Here is an 18,616-nt window from a genome sequence, read left to right as displayed (position 1 = left end):
TCAGTACCGCCAGCGGGTGGCCATGACCAACTCCTCGGGAGTGACGGCCGCGTACTGCTCCTGCTCCGCCCGTCGCACCGCCAACACGGCCTGGTAGAGCGGCTCGCCGAGCGCCTCGCGCAGCACCGCGGAGCGCTCGTACGCGGCGATCGCCTCGGCCGGGCCCGCCGGCAGCCGGGGCACCGTGCCGGGCTCGGCGGCCGCCGGATCACCGGTGAACTCCGGTGGCAGCGCTCGACGCTGGTCCAGCCCGGCGAGACCGGCGGCGATCACCCCGCCGACCGCCAGGTACGGGTTGGCGCTCGCGTCGAAGCACTTGACCTCGGCATTGGCCGCGGCGGCCCGCTCCCCGGTGGAGCCGGTCACCAGGCGCAGCGCGGCCTCGCGGTTCTCCAGGCCCCAGCACTGGTAGGCGCCGGCCCAGTGCGAGGGCACCAGCCGCAGGTACCCGGCCGGGCTGGAGCAGCCCAGCACCAGCAGTTCGGGCAGCGCGTCCAGCACCCCGGCGAGGAAGCCCTCGGCCTCGGCCGTCAGGCCGTGCGGACCGGGGCCGCCGTGGCCGAGGTTGCGCCCGTCGCGCCAGAGGCTGAGGTGCAGGTGCCCGCCGTTGCCGACGCCGCCGGTCTCGACCACCGGGGCGAAGGAGACCCGCAGGCCGTGCCGGGCGGAGACGGCCCGGACGGTGTGCCGGACCAGGACGGAGGTGTCGGCGGCGGCGACCGGGCCCTCGGGGGCGACCGAGACCTCGAACTGGCCCGGGGAGTACTCGGGGTGGATCTGCAGGACGGTCAGCCCCTGCCGGCCGAGGGCGCGCAGGACGTCGCGCAGGTAGTCGGAGAGGTCGGTGACCCGGTGCATCCCGTACGCCGGGCCGTGCGTCGGGTACTGCGGGTCCTCCTTCGGGGCGCCGGCCAGGGCGACCGTCCACTCGACCTCGATGCCCGCCTTGAGGCCCAGGCCGCGCGCGGCCGCCGTGGCCTCCGCCCGGCGGGCGAACAGCCGCTGGCAGCCGGGGTGCGGGGCGCCGGCCTGGGTGTACCTGTCCCCCGGGGCCCAGGCCCAGCCGGGCTGGGCGGCCAGCGGGACGACCCGGTCGAGGTCCGGGTAGAGCCTGAGGTCCCCGGTGGGGCCGCCGATGATCGCGCTGGTGGTGATCGCGTCGTCGGCGAGGAACACGTCGAAGCAGGGCGCGGTGCCGACGCCCCACTGCGCGGCGTGCACCAGACCGCCGAGCGGCACGGCCTTGACCCGGGTGATGCCGGCGTTGTCCACCCAGGTGACGGCCACCGCCTCGACGGCCTCGGTGCGCAGCCGGTCGACGGCCTCCTCGGCGCGCTCGGCCCGGTCGGCGCGCGATGGCAGCGCGACGGCCGCCGCGGCGGCGGCGGCGAGCCGTTCGGCGGTGACGGGCGGCTCGTCGGGACCGGGCGCGGTGGGGCCGGCGGTGGCGGTTCCGGTGGTCATGTCCCCATGCTGCCCCGCCGGTCGGGGTCGGATAACTCCCCTATCGGGTGGTCCTCTTGGCAGCCGCGTTCACCCGTTCACCCGTTCGGGGCGAACCTGGCCGTCCACTCCCCCGCGGTGATCCGCTCCAGGGTGTCCGGGGCGGCGTCGGTCGGGCCCGGGTAGAGCCGGTAGAGCGTCCCGCGAGCCTGCGCCGGCGCGGGTATGTCGGCGTGCACCAGGGCGGCGAACGCCCGGGCGCCGTCGAGGCGTTCGGCGATCAGCCGGGCGGTGTCGTCCGGCGGCAGCTCGGTGCGCCGGTCGCTCTCGTGGCGGGCGCGCAGCCGTTCGGCGAAGGCGCTCACCGGCTCGTCCGCGCCCCGCCGGTAGACGTCGAGCCCGCGGCCGGTCCGGTCACGGACCAGCACCTCGTCGCTGCCCGCCGCGGCGGTGGCGCAGGCGAGGTCCCAGAGGGTGGCCCGGGAGCCGGGGGCGAAGTGCGTCAGAACGTCGGCGGCCAGCGAGCCGATCCTGGCGTGGTGCCGGTCGAGGTTGTGGAACCCGCTGCCGGCGCCCGCGTTGAGGTCGGTCCAGGTGTAGTCGCGGCGCTGCAGGTCGACGATCATCGGCACGCAGATCCTGGCGTCCCCGGCGAGGTCGAGGCGCTGGCGCACGCCCTTGGGGTGGAAGCCGCTCTTGCGCTGCCGGGCCGCCTCGGACGGGGTCAGGGCCATGAATCCGGCGAAGGCGTCGGTGAGGTCCTCGAACGGGATGTCGTTGTAGCTGAACACCACCACCACGGCGTACCTGGCGCCGGCCTCGCCCAGCGCCGGCAGGTCGAGGTCGACGAACTCGGTGGCGCCGTGCGGCGGCGGGGCGCTGGTGTAGTCCCCGGAGTGGACGGCGGCCCGCGGGCCGGTGACCAGCCGGGTGTAGTCGCACAGGCCGACGAACTGCCACTCCTCGTCGTAGAAGGCGACCGACAGGTCGAGGTCCACCCGCTGGTGCGGGCGCTGCGTCCAGTGCAGGAACAGCCGCAGCCGCTGGCCGTCCGGGATCCGCTGCACGCTGCCTCGCGGCACGGCGACCAGGGTCTTGGCGCTGGCGCGCTCGGCGAAAGGGACGACCAGGTCGGCCAGCGCGGCGTCCAGCACGGCCACCTCGTAGCGCTCCGGCCCGTGGGCCGACCGTCCGGCCCGGCGCAGCAGTTCGGCCTCGATCAGGGCGCAGACGGGCGCGCTGAGAGCGGCCGGGACGGGCGTGCCCCGGTCGGCCCGGGCGTGCGCCGAGGCGACCCGGCCGCGCGGGAAGTACAGCCGCCGCTCGCCGTACTCGCGCGGCGCGCGCAGCCGTCCGTACGCGCCGAGCAGCGGGCCGGGGGCGACGGCGCGCAGGGCGCCGGGCAGCGCCTCGGCGAGTTCGGCGGGCTGCGGTTCGCCGGGCAGCCAGGCGGCGTGGACCCGCAGCAGGTGGTGCAGGCGGCGCACCAGTTCGCCCGGACGGCCGGCCAGCAGCCGGACGGCGGCGGGCAGGTCGCCCTGTCCGAGGGCGCGCTCGACCCGGGCGGCGAAGGTCTCCACGGTCAGCCGGGTGTGGCCGCCGGGCGTCTCGCTCACCCGCAGCGGGGCGGGCGCCTCGCGCAGCAGCGGGCCGAGGCCGTGGAGGTCGAGATCGCTCTGCCGGACCACCGCGAACGCGGCCGCCGCGTACGGGAAGCGGGCGCGGTGCTCGTACGGGTGCAGCAGTTCGCCGGCCCGCAGCCAGGGCTCGCGGTGGCGGCGCAGGTCCTCGGCGAGGGTGCCGACCGGGAACGCGTCCAGGACGGCGAGCAGTTCGCGGCGCAGCGGGCGGGGCAGGTTGCGCAGGCGCAGTGTGCGGGCGGTCTCGGGCAGCAGGTCGGGCTCGGCGCCGGACCACGCCCAGATCAGCCGCAGGACGTCGGTGGCGGTGGTGAGGTGGGCGGCCAGCAGCGGCCGGGCGGCCTCCCGGTCGCGGTGCAGCAGGGCGGCCAGCACGGTGGCGCGGGTCTCCCGGACGGGGATCTCGGCGGGCAGCCAGCCGGCCGGGTCGTCCGGGGCGTGGTGGAGCAGCAGGGCGAGGTCCTCGCGGTCCTGCGGGCTCAGCGGGGTCTGCCGGGCGAGCAGCGCGGCCAGCCCGGTGGCGGCGAGGAGGCCCACGTCCTCGGGGCGGGCCTGGCGCAGTGGTTTGAGCTGCCGGCCGGCCCGCAGTTCGCGGGCGGCGTTGCGGGCGGCCCTGGTGTCGTTGGACAGGCGGCGCTTTCGATCCAGCGGGGTGCGGCAGAGCGGGCAGTGGAGGTCGCCGCCGTTCTCGACCAGTTCCAGGTAGCAGTCGCCGCACAGCAGGTGGGCGCAGGGGGCGAGGGCGCCGATCCCGGCCTCCAGGCTGTCACGCTCGCAGACCAGGCAGATCTGGCTCGCCTGGCAGAGGAGGTAGCCGCGGACGAGCGCGGAGTAGTCGGCGTGGGCGTGGGAGGGCACGCCCTCGGGGAAGCGGCGGAACAGCGGGGTGTGGCTGCGGTCGGCGCCGAGCATCGCGTCGATGCCGCGCAGCAGCCGGGTGCCGGCCGCGGCGAGGTCGAGCGGGCGCAGCCGGCCGAGCGCGGCGCGCAGCGGGGCGGTGAGCACGTGGCCGCGCCGGACGAGGTCGGCCTCCAGGGCGACCAGCCCCTGGGCGGACCACGGCAGGGGCTCGTCGGGCCCGGCTCCGGGCTCGACCCGGACCATCCCGTGGCGGTGCAGCAGGTAGGCGTCCAGTGCGGCCTCGGGCACCACGGCGTTCTGCTTCTTCACTGCTCTTCCCCCGGTGGATACGACGAAGCGGGGGCGGAGAGTGGGCGCACTCGGGTTCATTTTGCAGATGAGTGAGAAGGAAGCACGCCGCGGAGCCGCCCCCGCGTCGATCACCCTAGCGAACGCCCGCCCACGGCCCCGAACGGTTTTCCGCCCACGCCCCCTTCCTACTCATCAGTAGCTTCGCTACAGTGGCCGGACACGCACCTCCGCCGGGCTTCGGGAGCCGCACCGGCGGCAGGCCGCGGTCGCCGCTTCTCCGGCGCCCGCGCGGTGCGCTTTCACCGGCAGGTGCCGCGGACCGCGGCGGGCCGGGTTCCTCCTCGTATCAGAGCCGCTTCCTTCACCTTCGAGCGCCTGAGCACCACGGCACATCCGCAGTTCGGCCGGAGCGGACCGGCCCCTGCCCGGATGCGCCGCACCCCGTCATCTCCCCAGCCCCCGCGCGTGGACCCTCCTCCGGCGGCGGCCGCCCCCGGCGCGCGTCCGGGCGCGGCGGCGTGCCCTCCGGAGCACGCGCGGGCCCTTCATGACTAGGAGTCAGGACAGATGGAGCGTCCCTTCCCCACTGTCGCCGTCGTCGGCCTCGGCACGATGGGTGCCGGCGTCGCGGTGGCGGTCGCCAAGAGCGGCCGCCGGGTGATCGGCATCGAGGCCACCGAGGACTCGGCCGCCCGGGCACTGGCCCGGATCGAGGAGGCCACCGCGCACGCGGTCGACCGGGAGCGGCTGACCGCCGAGGAGCGCACCGGGCTGCTGGCCCGGATCTCCGTCGGCCACGAACTGGCGGCCGCCGCCGGGGCGGACCTGGTGATCGAGGAGGTGCCCGAGCAGCTGGAGCTGAAGCGGGAGGTCTTCGCCGAGCTGGACCGGATCTGCCCGGAGGCCACCGTGCTGGCCACCGGCACCACCGCGCTGTCGGTGACCCGGATCGCCGCCGCGACCTCCCGTCCGGAGCGGGTGCTCGGCCTGCACTTCTTCAACCCGGTGCACGGCATGAAGCTGGTCGAGGTGGTCCGCACCGTGCTGACCTCCCCGCGGACCGCCGAGGACGCCGCCGCCTTCGCCCGCGACCTCGGCAAGGAGCCGGTGGCGGCCGGCGACCGGGCCGGCTTCGTGGTGAACGGCCTGCTGTTCGCCTACCTGAACCAGGCCGCCGCGATGTTCGAGTCCAAGTACGCGTCGCGGGAGGACATCGACGCCGCGATGCGGCTCGGCTGCGGCCTGCCGATGGGCCCGCTGGCGCTGCTCGACCTGATCGGCATCGACACCGCCCGCACCGTGCTGGAGGCGATGTACGAGCAGTCCCGGGACCGCCTGCACGCGCCCGCCCCGATCCTCGGCCAGCTGGTCGCCGCCGGGCTGCTGGGCCGCAAGACCGGCCGCGGCTTCTACACCTACGAGGCGCCGGGCTCCTCCCGGGCCGTGGACGCGGCCACCGGGCCGGCCCGGCCGAAGGTGCCGGGCCGGCCGGTGCGCACCGTCGGCGTCTGCGGCTCGGGGACGATGGCCACCGGCATCGCCGAGGTGTTCGCCAAGGCCGGGCACCCGGTGCTGCTGGCCGCCCGCAGCCAGGAGAAGGCCGAGAAGGCCAAGGCGCAGCTGGCGAAGTCGCTGGAGCGCTCGGTGGCCAAGGGCCGGCTGTCCGCCGGGGCGCGGGACGCCGCACTGGCGCTGGTCACCCCGGTCGGCCAGTACGCCGAACTGGCCGAGGTGGACCTGGTGGTCGAGGCGGTCGCCGAGGACCTGGCGGTCAAGCGGGAGCTGTTCGCCACCCTGGACAAGATCGTCAGGCCGGGCGCGGTGCTCGCCACCACCACCTCCTCGCTGCCGGTGATCAGCTGCGCGACCGCCACCTCGCGGCCGCAGGACGTGATCGGCATGCACTTCTTCAACCCGGCCCCGGCGATGAAGCTGGTCGAGGTGGTCTCCACCGTGCTGACCGCGCCGGACGTCACCGCCACCGTGCTGGAGCTGACCGCCGGGGTCCGCAAGCACCCGGTGGAGTGCGGCGACCGGGCCGGCTTCATCGTCAACGCACTGCTCTTCCCCTACCTGAACGACGCGGTGCGGATGCTCCAGGAGCACTATGCGACGGTGGACGACATCGACACCGCGATGAAGCTCGGCTGCGGCTACCCGATGGGCCCGTTCGAACTGCTGGACGTGGTCGGCCTGGACGTCTCGCTGACGATCGAGCAGGTGCTGCACCAGGAGTTCCGCGAGCCCGGCCTGGCCGCCGCGCCGCTGCTGGAGCACCTGGTCGCGGCGGGCTGCCTGGGCCGCAAGACCGGCCGCGGCTTCCGCGACCACGCGCGCCGATGACCACGCCGCAGGCCGGGGGCGGCCCGTACGGGCCGCCGCCGGCCGGATCCGCGGCCTCCGCGCAACCCGGTTGGAGCCCCGGGACGGTGTCCTCCCGCTGGCCCCGCCCGGCCGTGACCGGTCCGGTCGCACCGGTGCGGCGGGGAAGGGCCGTGGCCGCGCCGTCCGGGCCGTGTAGCGTTCCGGACATGGATCGGGTTCAGTCAAGCTCCCCGCAGCACCCCGCCGGGCCGCACGGCGGCGACGGCCGGACCGCCCCCTCGACCGGGGGCACCGGGCCGGACGGCGGGCCGGGAAGCCGCCGGGCGGCGGCGCAGCGCCAGCAGATGCGCCAGGACCTGGCCACGGCCGCGATGGAGCTGTTCGCCTCGCAGGGCTACGAGGAGACCACGGTCGACCAGATCGCGGCCGCCGCCGGGGTGGCCCGGCGCACCTTCTTCCGGTACTTCCGGTCCAAGGAGGAGGCGATCTTCCCGGACCACGACGACACCCTGGTGCGGGTGGCCGACCTGCTGGCCAGTGCGGAGCCGGAGGAGCACCCGCTGGACGTGGTCTGCCGCGGCATCAAGGAGGTGCTGCGGATGTACGCCTCCACTCCGGGGGTGTCGGTCGCGCGGTACCAGCTGATCCGTCAGGTCCCGGCGCTGCGCGAGCGGGAGATCGCCGTGGTGGCCCGCTACGAGCGGCTGTTCACCCGCTACCTGCTGGGGCGCTTCGACACCGGCGAGTCCATCCCGTCCGGCTGGCAGCGCGGCGGCGAGGACGACTCGATGCTGGCCGAGGTCTCGGCGGCGGCGGTGGTCGCGGCACACAACCACGTGCTGCGGCGCTGGCTGCGGGCCGGCGGCCGGGGCGACGTGGAGGCGCAGCTGGACCACTCCTTCGAGGTGATCCGGCGGACCTTCTGGGCCGCCAGCGCTCCGGGTGCCAGGCGTCGGGGATCGGTGGTGGCACCGGGTGCCAATGGGACCCTGGGGGACACCGGGGCGGAGAGCGCACTGAGTGCCAGTCCCGGAGGTGAGGTGCTCATCACAGTCGCCCGAACGGATGCTCCACTGGAGGTCGTGGTGGACAGCATCCGGGCCGCACTGAGTGGCGCCCGGGAGTCGTAAGCGCAGTATTCACGCAGGTCAGAGCGGTATCGAGGGCCCGCGCCGAGAAGTCGGCGCGGGCCTTTCGCATGCCCGCGCAACGCGCGTCACGCCGCCCCGGAGGCCGCCGGAATTCGTGACACCCGGTGTCTTTACGAGTGGCACAGGGTGCCACTACCTTGTTACTCACCAGTCGCGGCGCCGCGGCTCCCCACCTCGGCGCGCCGTCGTCCGGCGTTCCCACACCCCGGGAGCAGAGCCAGAACGGCCCGGTCCACCCCGGGTGCCCAGTCTGACCCGCCCACCACCCACCTCAGCGAAGCCGGTGTCCGCTCCCGGCTCCCCCAGACGCCCTGTGCCCTCACACAGGTACGCCTTCGGAGGCAGCCATGCAGGAAATCCTCGACGCGATCATCAGCACCGACACCACGTCGGCGGACTTCGCGGCGATCAAGCTCCCCGAGTCCTACCGGGCGGTGACGCTCCACAAGGACGAGGAGCAGATGTTCGCGGGCCTCGACAGCCGCGACAAGGACCCCCGCAAGTCCCTTCACCTCGACGAGGTCGCCCTGCCCGAGCTGGGCCCCGGCGAGGCCCTGGTCGCCGTCATGGCGAGCGCGGTGAACTACAACACCGTCTGGAGCTCGATCTTCGAGCCGGTCTCCACCTTCGGCTTCCTGGAGCGCTACGGCCGGCTGTCGCCGCTCACCAAGCGCCACGACCTGCCGTACCACGTGGTCGGCTCCGATCTCGCCGGCGTGGTGCTGCGCACCGGCGCCGGGGTCAACGCCTGGAAGCCGGGCGACGAGGTCGTCGCGCACTGCCTCTCGGTCGAACTGGAGTCCGCGGACGGCCACAACGACACGATGATGGACCCGGAGCAGCGCATCTGGGGCTTCGAGACCAACTTCGGCGGTCTGGCCCAGCTGGCCCTGGTGAAGACCAACCAGCTACTGCCCAAGCCCAAGCACCTCACCTGGGAGGAGGCCGCCTCCCCCGGTCTGGTCAACTCCACCGCCTACCGCCAGCTGGTCTCGCGCAACGGCGCCGGCATGAAGCAGGGCGACAACGTGCTGATCTGGGGCGCCAGCGGCGGCCTCGGCTCGTACGCCACCCAGTACGCGCTGGCCGGCGGCGCCACCCCGATCTGCGTGGTCTCCAACGACCAGAAGGCCGAGATCTGCCGCGCCATGGGCGCCGAGGCGATCATCGACCGCTCCGCCGAGGGCTACAAGTTCTGGAAGGACGAGCACACCCAGGACCCGCGCGAGTGGAAGCGCCTGGGCGCGAAGATCCGCGAGTTCACCGGCGGCGAGGACGTGGACATCGTCTTCGAGCACCCGGGCCGGGAGACCTTCGGCGCCTCGGTGTACGTCACCCGCAAGGGCGGAACCATCGTCACCTGCGCCTCCACCTCCGGCTACATGCACCAGTACGACAACCGGTACCTGTGGATGTCGCTCAAGCGGATCGTCGGCTCGCACTTCGCCAACTACCGCGAGGCCTTCGAGGCCAACCGCCTGATCGCCAAGGGCAAGATCCACCCGACCCTGTCCAAGGTCTACTCCATGGAGGAGACCGGCCAGGCCGCCCTGGACGTGCACCACAACAAGCACCAGGGCAAGGTCGGCGTGCTCTGCCTGGCCCCCGAGGCGGGCCTGGGCGTCACCGACCCCGAGCTGCGCGAGAAGCACCTGCCGGCCATCAACCGCTTCAGGAACGTGTGAGACCCGCCGATGACTGAGCCCCAGAAGCGCGACCGGCCCTGGCTGATGCGCACCTACGCCGGCCACTCCACCGCGAGCGACTCCAACGCGCTCTACCGGCGGAACCTGGCGAAGGGCCAGACCGGCCTGTCCGTCGCCTTCGACCTGCCGACCCAGACCGGCTACGACTCCGACCACGTCCTCGCCCGCGGCGAGGTCGGCCGGGTCGGCGTCCCGGTCGGCCACGTCGGCGACATGCGCACCCTGTTCGACGGCATCCCGCTCGAACGGACCAACACCTCCATGACGATCAACGCCACCGCGATGTGGCTGCTGGCGCTCTACCAGGTGGTCGCCGAGGAGCAGGGCGCGGACATCGCCACGCTCACCGGCACCACCCAGAACGACATCGTCAAGGAGTACCTGTCGCGCGGGACGCACGTCTTCCCGCCCGGCCCGTCGGTGCGGCTGATCACCGACATGATCGCCTACACGGTCGGCAACATCCCCAAGTGGAATCCGATCAACATCTGCAGCTACCACCTGCAGGAGGCCGGGGCCACGCCCGTCCAGGAGATCGCCTACGCGATGTGCACCGCCATCTCGGTGCTCGACGCCGTGCGCGACTCCGGCCAGGTGCCGGCCGAGCGGATGGGCGAGGTGGTCGCCCGGATCTCCTTCTTCGTCAACGCCGGCGTGCGCTTCGTCGAGGAGATGTGCAAGATGCGCGCCTTCGCCCGGCTGTGGGAGAAGGTCACCCTGGAGCGCTACGGCGTCACCGACCCCAAGCAGCGCCGCTTCCGCTACGGCGTCCAGGTCAACTCGCTCGGCCTGACCGAGGCCCAGCCGGAGAACAACGTCCAGCGGATCGTCCTGGAGATGCTGGCCGTCACCCTCTCCAAGGACGCCCGCGCGCGTGCCGTCCAGCTGCCCGCCTGGAACGAGGCGCTCGGCCTGCCCCGGCCCTGGGACCAGCAGTGGTCGCTGCGCATCCAGCAGGTACTGGCGTACGAGTCGGACCTGCTGGAGTACGGCGACATCTTCAACGGCTCCGAGGTGATCGAGGCCAAGACCGACGAGCTGCTGGCCGGCGCCGAGGCGGAGATCGCCAAGGTGCTGGAGATGGGCGGGGTGATCCCGGCCGTCGAGTCCGGCTACCTGAAGTCCAACCTGGTCGCCTCGCACGCCGCCCGCCGGGCCCGGATCGAGTCCGGCGAGGACAAGATCATCGGGGTGAACTGCTTCGACACCACCGAGCCGAGCCCGCTCACCGCCGACCTCGACACCGCGATCATGGTGGTCGACCCGGCCTCCGAGCAGTCCGTGCTCGCCGCCCTGGAGGCCTGGCGCGCCCAGCGCGACGAGGCCGCCGCCCAGGCGTCGCTGACCGAGCTCAAGGCCGTCGCCGCCACCGGGACCAACCTGATGCCGGCCACGCTCGCCTGCGCCCGGGCCGGCGTCACCACCGGCGAGTGGTCCTTCGCCCTGCGCGAGGTCTTCGGCGAGTACCGCGCGCCCACCGGCGTCGGCGGCGCGCCCGTCGCCGTGGCCGCCGAGCCCGGCGGCGAGCTGGAGCAGGTCCGTGCCGCGGTCGCCGCCACCGCCGCGGAGCTGGGCGCCGGCAAGCTGCGCCTGCTGGTCGGCAAGCCCGGCCTGGACGGGCACTCCAACGGCGCCGAGCAGATCGCCGTCCGGGCCCGCGACGCCGGCTTCGAGGTGGTCTACCAGGGCATCCGGCTGACCCCGGAGCAGATCGTCTCCGCCGCCGTCGCGGAGGACGTGCACTGCGTGGGCCTGTCCATCCTCTCCGGCGCGCACAGCGAGCTGGTGCCCGACGTCCTGAAGCGGCTGCGCCGCGCCGGGGTGGAGGATGTCCCGGTGATCGTGGGTGGCATCATCCCGGCAGCGGACGGCGAGGCCCTCAAGGCCGCCGGCGTCGCCGCCGTGTTCACCCCGAAGGACTTCGGCATCACCACCATCATCGGCCGGATCGTGGACGAGATCCGGCTGGCCAACAAGCTCCAGCCGTGGACGCCCGCACCGACCGCGGCCACGAACTGAACAGCTGACCAGCTGACCACTGGGAAGGAACCCTCGATTCTTATGACTGCTGTGAACCGTCTGCGCCCGCGCCGCTCCTGTCTCGCTGTGCCGGGCAGCAACCCGCGCTTCCTGGAGAAGGCCCAGGGCCTGCCGGCCGACCAGGTCTTCCTCGACCTGGAGGACGCCTGCGCCCCGCTGGTCAAGGAGAGCGCGCGCCACAACATCGTCGACGCGCTCAACAACGGCGACTGGGGCGGCAAGACCCGCGTCGTGCGCGTCAACGACTGGACCACGCACTGGACCTACCGCGACGTGATCACCGTGGTCGAGGGCGCCGGCCCCAACCTCGACTGCATCATGCTGCCCAAGGTGCAGGACGCCGAGCAGGTCAAGGCGCTCGACCTGCTGCTCACCCAGATCGAGAAGACCATGGGCTTCGAGGTCGGCCGGATCGGCATCGAGGCGCAGATCGAGAACGCCAAGGGCCTGATCAACGTCGACGCCATCGCCGAGGCCTCGCCCCGGCTGGAGACCATCATCTTCGGCCCCGCCGACTTCATGGCCTCCATCAACATGAAGTCGCTGGTCGTCGGCGAGCAGCCGCCCGGCTACAACGCCGACGCCTACCACTACATCCTGATGCGCATCCTGATGGCCGCCCGCGCCAACGACCTCCAGGCGATCGACGGCCCGTACCTCCAGATCCGCAACCAGGAGGGCTACCGCGAGGTCGCCCGCCGCTCGGCCGCCCTCGGCTTCGACGGCAAGTGGGTGCTCCACCCGGACCAGGTCGCCGCCGCGAACGAGATCTACTCGCCCTCGCAGGCGGACTACGACCACGCCGAGCTGATCCTCGACGCGTACGACTACTGCACCTCCGAGGCGGGCGGCGCCAAGGGCTCCGCCATGCTCGGCGACGAGATGATCGACGAGGCCAGCCGCAAGATGGCGCTGGTCGTCGCCGGCAAGGGCCGGGCCGCGGGCATGCAGCGCACCACCAAGTTCGAGATCCCGGAAAGCTGAGGGCCCACGGCATGCAGTTCGGACGCACCTACGAGGAGTTCGAGGTCGGCGCGGTCTACAAGCACTGGCCCGGCAAGACGGTCACCGAGTACGACGACCACCTCTTCTGCCTGCTCACCATGAACCACCACCCGCTCCACATGGACACCAACTATGCGGAGAAGACGACGGACTTCGGCCGGAACGTCGTGGTGGGCAACTACATCTACTCGCTGCTGCTCGGCATGTCCGTCCCGGACGTCTCCGGCAAGGCGATCGCCAACCTGGAGATCGAGTCGCTGCGGCATGTCGCACCGACCTTCCACGGCGACACCCTCTACGGCGAGACCACCGTGCTCGACAAGTGGCCGTCCAAGTCCAAGGACGACCGCGGCATCGTGTACGTCGAGACCAAGGGGTACAAGCAGGACGGCACGGTCGTCTGCGTCTTCCGCCGCAAGGTGATGGTGCCGACCGAGACGTACATCAAGGAGCGCGGCGGCGAGCAGCCCGGTCGTCCGACCCCGCTCTCCTGAGCCCCTCCCTCCCCGCCTTCTCGGCCTCTCCCCTCTATAGGGGGCCCTCCCTCCACGGACGGAGAGCCCCCTCGAGAGACCCCGGACGGGCAGGCCGCCGTCATCGGCCGCGCCCCACCCGGTACCGGGGGCCCTGCTGCCGCAGCCACGCCGGCAGGGCCCCCGCAATCCCCCCCCCCGGGGGGAATCCCCGACTTTCCGTAGCCCCTCAGACCTTTCCGGAGCCGCACGATGGGACGCCTCGCACAGACCGACGGCCTCACCGAGATCCAGCGGGACATCCTCGCCACCGTGCGGGATTTCGTCGACAAGGAGATCATTCCGGTCGCGACCGAGCTGGAGCACAAGGACGAGTACCCGACCGCCATCGTCGAGGGCATGAAGCAGCTCGGCCTGTTCGGCCTCACCATCCCCGAGGAGTACGGCGGCCTCGGCGAGTCGCTGCTCACCTACGCCCTGGTGGTCGAGGAGATCGCCCGCGGCTGGATGTCGGTCTCCGGCATCGTCAACACCCACTTCATCGTGGCGCACATGATCAACGCCCACGGCACCCAGGAGCAGAAGGACCACTTCCTGCCGAGGATGGCCGCCGGCGAGATCCGCGGCGCCTTCTCGATGTCCGAGCCGGGCCTCGGCTCCGACGTTTCGGCCATCTCCACCAAGGGCGTCAAGGACGGGGAGTTCTACGTCCTCAACGGCCAGAAGATGTGGCTCACCAACGGCGGCACCTCCACCCTGGTCGCGGTCCTCTGCAAGACCGACGAGGGCGGCAACACGCCGTACAAGAACATGACCACCTTCCTGATCGAGAAGGAGGCCGGTTTCGGCCCGAACCCCACGGTTCCCGGCCTGACCGTGCCCGGCAAGATCGAGAAGATGGGCTACAAGGGCGTCGACACCACCGAGCTGGTCCTCCAGGACGTCCGCATCCCGGCCGACCGCATCCTCGGCGGCATCCCGGGCCGCGGCTTCTACCAGATGATGGACGGCGTCGAGGTCGGCCGCGTCAACGTCGCCGCCCGCGGCTGCGGCGTCGCCCGCCGCGCCTTCGAGCTCGGCATCTCCTACGCCCAGCAGCGCTCCACCTTCGGCAAGAAGATCGCCGAGCACCAGGCGATCCAGTTCAAGCTCGCCGAGATGGCCACCAAGGTCGAGGCCGCCCACCAGATGATGGTCATGGCCGCCCGCAAGAAGGACAGCGGCGAGCGCAACGACCTCGAGGCCGGCATGGCCAAGTACCTCGCCTCCGAGTACTGCAAGGAGGTCGTCGAGGACGCCTTCCGCATCCACGGCGGCTACGGCTTCTCCAAGGAGTACGAGATCGAGCGCCTCTACCGCGAGGCCCCGATGCTGCTCATCGGTGAAGGTACTGCGGAGATCCAGAAGATGATCGTCGGACGCCGGCTCCTGGAGGAGTACCGGATCGCCGACTGATCCCCGGGCCGCCCGCCGACGGACCACGTCGCCGGGCGGCCCCCTCGAACCGCCGGTCGACGGGCGTGCGGGCCCGCGCCGGCGGAGCGCCGTGCCCCGTCACGGGCCCGGCCTGGTCCGCCTGGGTCCGGCACGGCCCTCCGGAAGCGGCCGCAGGGCGTACAGCTGCAACGACGCGCCCGGCGGCCGCTTCCGCACACCCGCTTGCGGCCGCTACGGCCGTTTCGCCCCGTCGGGTTCCGTCGGCGCACCCGTTGAGACAAGAGTCACCAGCCCTGTCGGGTCCCTTGGGAACCGGACCGGGTCGAGCTACGGTCGTAGGAGTGGACGCGCACACGCGCCGCCACCGGACACATGAACGAGCAGGCGGGTTGCCCACCCACCGTGTGCTCCCGATAGCATCCACCGGGACAGCAAGCCGTCCCTCTATTACCGATCCCGCGGTGGCCCCCGTCCAGCGGCCATGATCCCCCGCGACAAAGGTCTTCGATGCCCATCAGCCCGTCCCCTCACACCTCCGTCACGGACCGCGATGCCCTCGCAGCCCCGACGGCCGGTCGGCGACCCCGCGTGACCATCGCGCGCGGAGCCACCCCCTGGTTCGTCCCCACTCTCGCCACGGCCGCCGTGACCACCGCCCTCACCCGGCGCAGCGGCAAGTGGGCCCTGGCTGCGGTACCCGCCTGCGCGCTCAGCGCGGGCATGCTGTGGTTCTTCCGCGACCCCGAGCGTGAGATCGGCACGGGCAGAGTGATCTCCCCCGCCGACGGCGTGGTGCAGAGCATCGACGCCTGGCCGGACGGCCGCACCCGGGTCGCGATCTTCATGAGCCCGCTCAACGTCCACGTCAACCGCGCGCCCCTGCCGGGCACGGTGACGTCGGTCGAGCACGTCGCGGGCGGCTTCGTCCCCGCGTTCAACAAGGACAGCGACCAGAACGAGCGGGTCGTCTGGCACTTCGACACCGAGCTCGGCGACATCGAGATGGTGCAGATCGCGGGGGCCGTGGCCCGACGCATCGTGCCGTACATGGACGCCGGAACCAAGGTCGAGCAGGGCGACCGGATCGGTCTGATCCGGTTCGGGTCCCGGGTCGACACCTACCTGCCGGCCGGCGTCGAGGTCGGCGTCGAGGTCGGCCAGAAGACCACAGCCGGGGTGACGCGCCTTGACCGTGACTGATCCTGAGACAATCGTCGGCCTGGACGACGAGGAGACGGCCCTGCGCCGCCGCCGCTGGGCGCGCGACCGCGAGCTGCGCGCCCCGCGCTCTCCTCAGCACCTGTCCACCGCCGACTTCCTGACCCTGGGGAACGCCGTCTGCGGCTTCCTGGCGATCTACTCGATCACCACCGGGGTCCTGGTCCCGCACATCACCAACCCGGACGCCGCTCCGGACCGGCACAGCGCCGCCACCGCGGTCACGCTGCTGCTGATCGGCTCGATGTGCGACCTCTTCGACGGCCTGGTGGCGCGCAAGCTGCGCTCCTCCGCCCTCGGAGCGGAACTGGACAACCTGGCGGACCTGATCAGCTTCGGCATCGCGCCGGCCTACTTCGTCGCGGTCTGGGGCATGGTCTCCCAGGGCTCCAACAGCAAGCTCTCGGCGCTCATCGCCATCACGGTGCTGCTCGCGGTGGTCCTGCGGCTGGCCCGCTTCTCGGCCGTCAAGATGCGGCCCGGGGTGTTCCAGGGCATGCCCTGCCCGATGGGCGCGATGACGGTGATCGCCATCGTGCTGCTCGACCCGCCGTTCCTGCCCGGTCTGCTCGCCATCTTCGGCGCCGCGTACCTGATGGTCAGCCGGATCGAGTACCCGAAGCCGCAGGGGCTGCTGGCCACCGCGACGCTCTGCTGGATCGTGGTCTCCATCGGCTGCCTGGCCGCCTGGGCCACCGGCCTGCCCGGTGGCAACCAGCTGATGCACGTCGGCGCGTTCGCCCAGATCACTCTCGCGGCGATGGCACCGCTGCTGGTCATCCGCCGCAAGGTGGGGCAGAAGGTCGGCGACGTCCGCGCCCGGCGGGCGGAGTCCCGGCTCGGCTGAGTCCCCGCAAAAGTCATAAGAGTTGGGCCCGGAACCTGTTGGTTCCGGGCCCTTCTCGTATGTCATAACAATCGAGCGCCGCGGGTGCGGGGCTCAGGAGCCGTCCGAGCGGAGACCCGAGCGAACCTCGACACGGACGCCGGAGCAGGCCTCGACGCGGACGCCGGAGCCGCCGTCGCGGTCGCCGCGGACCCCGAACGTCCCCGCAAAAGTCATAAAACTCAGGCGCCACCGGTGTGCACGCTGAACGCCGAGCGGCGGGCCGCCCGGGCCACGCCCGGGTCCGGGTGCACGCCCGAGACCGCCGTCAGCACCGAGGCCGCCCGCGGGTGACCGGACTGCCGGGCCCGGGCGAACAGCCGGACCGGGTCGCCCGCCGAGGCGCCCTCGACATGACCCACCAGCAGCTCGGTCTCGCCGTGGTCGAGCACCGCGGCCGCGGTGTCCACCCAGAGCCAGGCCGCGTCCTCCGCGCCCAGCACGTCCGCCGGGGAGACGCCTTCGTCGGCGCGCTCCGCCAGCCACAGCAGCGCGTAGGGGCGCAGCACCGGCGCGTCCACCGCCGCGCGCACCGCCTGCTCGGCCGGGCCGCCGGCCACCCGCAGCGCCTCGAAGGCCAGTCCGCGCACCAGCGCGTCGTCGCCCCGGGCGGCCTCCAGCAGCTCGCCCACGGCCCGGTCCGCCGGACGGGCCGCGACCCACGCGCGGAACTCGGCGCGGGCCGGGCCCGGCGAGTAGTCCGCACACGCGTTCAGCAGCTCGAAGGCGCTCTGCTCGATGTGCCCGGCCGCGGTCTGCGCGACCGTGCAGATCTCCTCCAGCTTGGCCCGCACCGCCCAGTGGCCGAGCGGCGACAGCTCCGCGGCATCGTTCCTGCGCACCAGGGCGCCGACGGCCTCCAGGCCGTCGAGCATCCAGTCCAGGACGGCGGCCACGTCGGCCGGCGCGGCCGGGGTGTCGATCTGCGGCGCGCGGCAGGTGCCGCGGACGGCGGAGACGGCCGAGGCCGCGTGCGGCACCGGCGACAGCCCCGGTCCGCCGAGGCCGGTGCCGACCCGGCGCTCGTCCAGGCCCCGGCGCAGCAGTTCCAGCAGTTCGCTCTCGGCGACCGGGCCGTCCACCAGGTGCAGGAAGGAGAGCAGCTGCGGGGCCTGGTCCACGGCCTGCCCGGCCAGCACGGCGAACACGCCGCGCAGCGCGGCGGGCGGCACCGGGGCGAGCAGGGTCCAGGCGTCGAACATGGCCGACCATCCGCGCACCACGGCCTCGTCGTCGTGCTCCCAGGCGTGCAGGCGCCAGCCGGGGCCGGCTCCGCCGTCCCGGGGCTCCACGAGGCCCACCAGCAGTGCCTGCCCCCATGCCTTGGCGGCGGCGCCGACCGTCATGGCCAGCGCCCGGCCGGCCTCGCGGGCGTCCTCGGGGAGCAGTTCGCCGCGCTTGTCGACCTCGGCCAGCTCACCGGCCCAGCGGGCGACGCGGACGGCGTCCACCAGCATCCGGCGGGCCAGCGGCGCCAGCTCGGCGGGTGCCGGGAAGCCCTCGGGCACGGGAACCCTGCCCCGCCCGGGAGCCGGAGCGGGCCCTCGCCGCCGGGGTACTCCGTTACGGGGGACACCCGCCCCGCCCGGCCTGCCACCGGCGGGCCGTTGGGCCGTTCCGGGGAGACGGGTCACCGTCGCACCGGTACCGATCGTCGGCGGGAGCGGGGCATCACGGTCGCGCGGGTTCCGAGACGTCACGTCGAGCAGTCTTCCCCTTGTACCGGCCTTCTGTCACATCCGGTTGTCCGTACGACCGGGCGACCGGTGGCGGCACCTCCGCAAGATCGGGCAACAGCGGCAAACCGCCTGGCCGGAAACGTGTGACCTGCCCATGCCACTCACATCATCCTGGTCGCCGGGAATGCTCGGGCGGTTACCGTGCGTACGGGTGGGGGGTCGGCGGCCGGGCAAATTGTTGTCCCTGACATCGGGGTGGTTTTCGCGCCGGTCGCACGGGGAATCCCCTTCCGCCGACTTCCGGCGGAGCTGTCCAGTCCGAATCCGGACGGATGACGGGCGGGGCGGGGGGATCGTGCCGCGGGGGGAGTGGGGCCCGCCGGCAGAGAGCGCGCCCCCCGCGGGCGGGGGGGAAGCATTAATAGTGGGGAGGGGGGGGGGCCGGCGGCAAAAACCCCCCC

Annotated in this window: 12 protein-coding genes; 9 read left to right on the top strand and 3 right to left on the bottom strand. The window is 72.9% G+C overall.

The annotated features are described in order from the left end of the window. Both ACFVVA_RS05050 and ACFVVA_RS05045 read right to left on the bottom strand, forming a co-directional pair. Positions 1-1,464 carry a glutamine synthetase gene (locus tag ACFVVA_RS05050; RefSeq protein ID WP_387685812.1) on the bottom strand — a complete coding sequence of 488 codons (1,464 nt, stop codon included), beginning with the start codon at positions 1,462-1,464 and terminating at the stop codon, positions 1-3. Between the two features lie 77 nt (positions 1,465-1,541). Next, on the bottom strand, positions 1,542-4,253 hold the full coding sequence (locus ACFVVA_RS05045) for an MXAN_6230/SCO0854 family RING domain-containing protein (RefSeq protein ID WP_387685810.1): 2,712 nt from the start codon (positions 4,251-4,253) through the stop codon (positions 1,542-1,544). Positions 4,254-4,802: 549 nt separating this feature from the next. Here ACFVVA_RS05045 and ACFVVA_RS05040 point away from each other — a divergent pair. The 9 genes from ACFVVA_RS05040 to ACFVVA_RS05000 all read left to right on the top strand — a co-directional run bounded on the left by ACFVVA_RS05040 (position 4,803) and on the right by ACFVVA_RS05000 (position 16,437). After that, entirely contained in the window at positions 4,803-6,578 is a 1,776-nt protein-coding gene (locus ACFVVA_RS05040) for a 3-hydroxyacyl-CoA dehydrogenase family protein (RefSeq protein ID WP_387685807.1), read from the top strand. 188 nt (positions 6,579-6,766) lie between these two features. Continuing rightward, positions 6,767-7,690 carry a TetR family transcriptional regulator gene (locus ACFVVA_RS05035; protein ID WP_380545346.1) on the top strand — a complete coding sequence of 308 codons (924 nt, stop codon included), beginning with the start codon at positions 6,767-6,769 and terminating at the stop codon, positions 7,688-7,690. 368 nt (positions 7,691-8,058) lie between these two features. Continuing rightward, a complete protein-coding gene (gene ccrA / locus ACFVVA_RS05030) occupies positions 8,059-9,396 on the top strand; it encodes a crotonyl-CoA carboxylase/reductase (protein ID WP_387685803.1) in 1,338 nt (445 codons plus the stop codon). 9 nt (positions 9,397-9,405) lie between these two features. Continuing rightward, entirely contained in the window at positions 9,406-11,436 is a 2,031-nt protein-coding gene (locus ACFVVA_RS05025; RefSeq protein WP_387685801.1) for a protein meaA, read from the top strand. Between the two features lie 42 nt (positions 11,437-11,478). Beyond that, positions 11,479-12,441, top strand: coding sequence for an HpcH/HpaI aldolase/citrate lyase family protein (locus ACFVVA_RS05020; protein ID WP_387685799.1), 963 nt, complete (start codon positions 11,479-11,481; stop codon positions 12,439-12,441). 11 nt (positions 12,442-12,452) lie between these two features. After that, positions 12,453-12,956 carry a MaoC family dehydratase gene (locus ACFVVA_RS05015; protein WP_387685797.1) on the top strand — a complete coding sequence of 168 codons (504 nt, stop codon included), beginning with the start codon at positions 12,453-12,455 and terminating at the stop codon, positions 12,954-12,956. Between the two features lie 231 nt (positions 12,957-13,187). Beyond that, entirely contained in the window at positions 13,188-14,390 is a 1,203-nt protein-coding gene (locus tag ACFVVA_RS05010) for an acyl-CoA dehydrogenase family protein (RefSeq protein ID WP_380354260.1), read from the top strand. Between the two features lie 489 nt (positions 14,391-14,879). Continuing rightward, the gene (locus tag ACFVVA_RS05005; protein WP_387685794.1) at positions 14,880-15,572 is read left to right on the top strand and encodes a phosphatidylserine decarboxylase; all 693 of its coding nucleotides are present in this window, start codon (positions 14,880-14,882) and stop codon (positions 15,570-15,572) included. Continuing rightward, positions 15,559-16,437, top strand: a complete 879-nt coding sequence (locus tag ACFVVA_RS05000; protein ID WP_380354263.1) for a CDP-alcohol phosphatidyltransferase family protein — start codon at positions 15,559-15,561, stop codon at positions 16,435-16,437. Before ACFVVA_RS05005 ends, ACFVVA_RS05000 begins: the two co-directional genes overlap by 14 nt. Positions 16,438-16,658: 221 nt before the next feature. Here ACFVVA_RS05000 and ACFVVA_RS04995 read toward each other — a convergent pair whose 3' ends face one another. After that, entirely contained in the window at positions 16,659-17,984 is a 1,326-nt protein-coding gene (locus tag ACFVVA_RS04995) for a hypothetical protein (RefSeq protein ID WP_380545356.1), read from the bottom strand. Positions 17,985-18,616 lie beyond the last annotated feature (632 nt).

The organism is Kitasatospora sp. NPDC058048 (assembly GCF_042885555.1).
GTDB lineage: Bacteria > Actinomycetota > Actinomycetes > Streptomycetales > Streptomycetaceae > Kitasatospora > Kitasatospora lactacystinica.
The sequence above is the reverse complement of the archived record's forward strand: the minus strand, read 5'-3'. Positions and strand labels throughout refer to the sequence as shown.

Bases quoted from the DNA above. Each gene is read 5' to 3' on its own strand.
- ACFVVA_RS05050 (WP_387685812.1), bottom strand. From the start codon at position 1,464: ATGACCACCGGAACCGCCACCGCCGGCCCCACCGCGCCCGGTCCCGAC.
- ACFVVA_RS05040 (WP_387685807.1), top strand. From the start codon at position 4,803: ATGGAGCGTCCCTTCCCCACTGTCGCCGTCGTCGGCCTCGGCACGATG.
- ACFVVA_RS05035 (WP_380545346.1), top strand. From the start codon at position 6,767: ATGGATCGGGTTCAGTCAAGCTCCCCGCAGCACCCCGCCGGGCCGCAC.
- ccrA (WP_387685803.1), top strand. From the start codon at position 8,059: ATGCAGGAAATCCTCGACGCGATCATCAGCACCGACACCACGTCGGCG.
- ACFVVA_RS05025 (WP_387685801.1), top strand. From the start codon at position 9,406: ATGACTGAGCCCCAGAAGCGCGACCGGCCCTGGCTGATGCGCACCTAC.
- ACFVVA_RS05020 (WP_387685799.1), top strand. From the start codon at position 11,479: ATGACTGCTGTGAACCGTCTGCGCCCGCGCCGCTCCTGTCTCGCTGTG.
- ACFVVA_RS05015 (WP_387685797.1), top strand. From the start codon at position 12,453: ATGCAGTTCGGACGCACCTACGAGGAGTTCGAGGTCGGCGCGGTCTAC.
- ACFVVA_RS05010 (WP_380354260.1), top strand. From the start codon at position 13,188: ATGGGACGCCTCGCACAGACCGACGGCCTCACCGAGATCCAGCGGGAC.
- ACFVVA_RS05005 (WP_387685794.1), top strand. From the start codon at position 14,880: ATGCCCATCAGCCCGTCCCCTCACACCTCCGTCACGGACCGCGATGCC.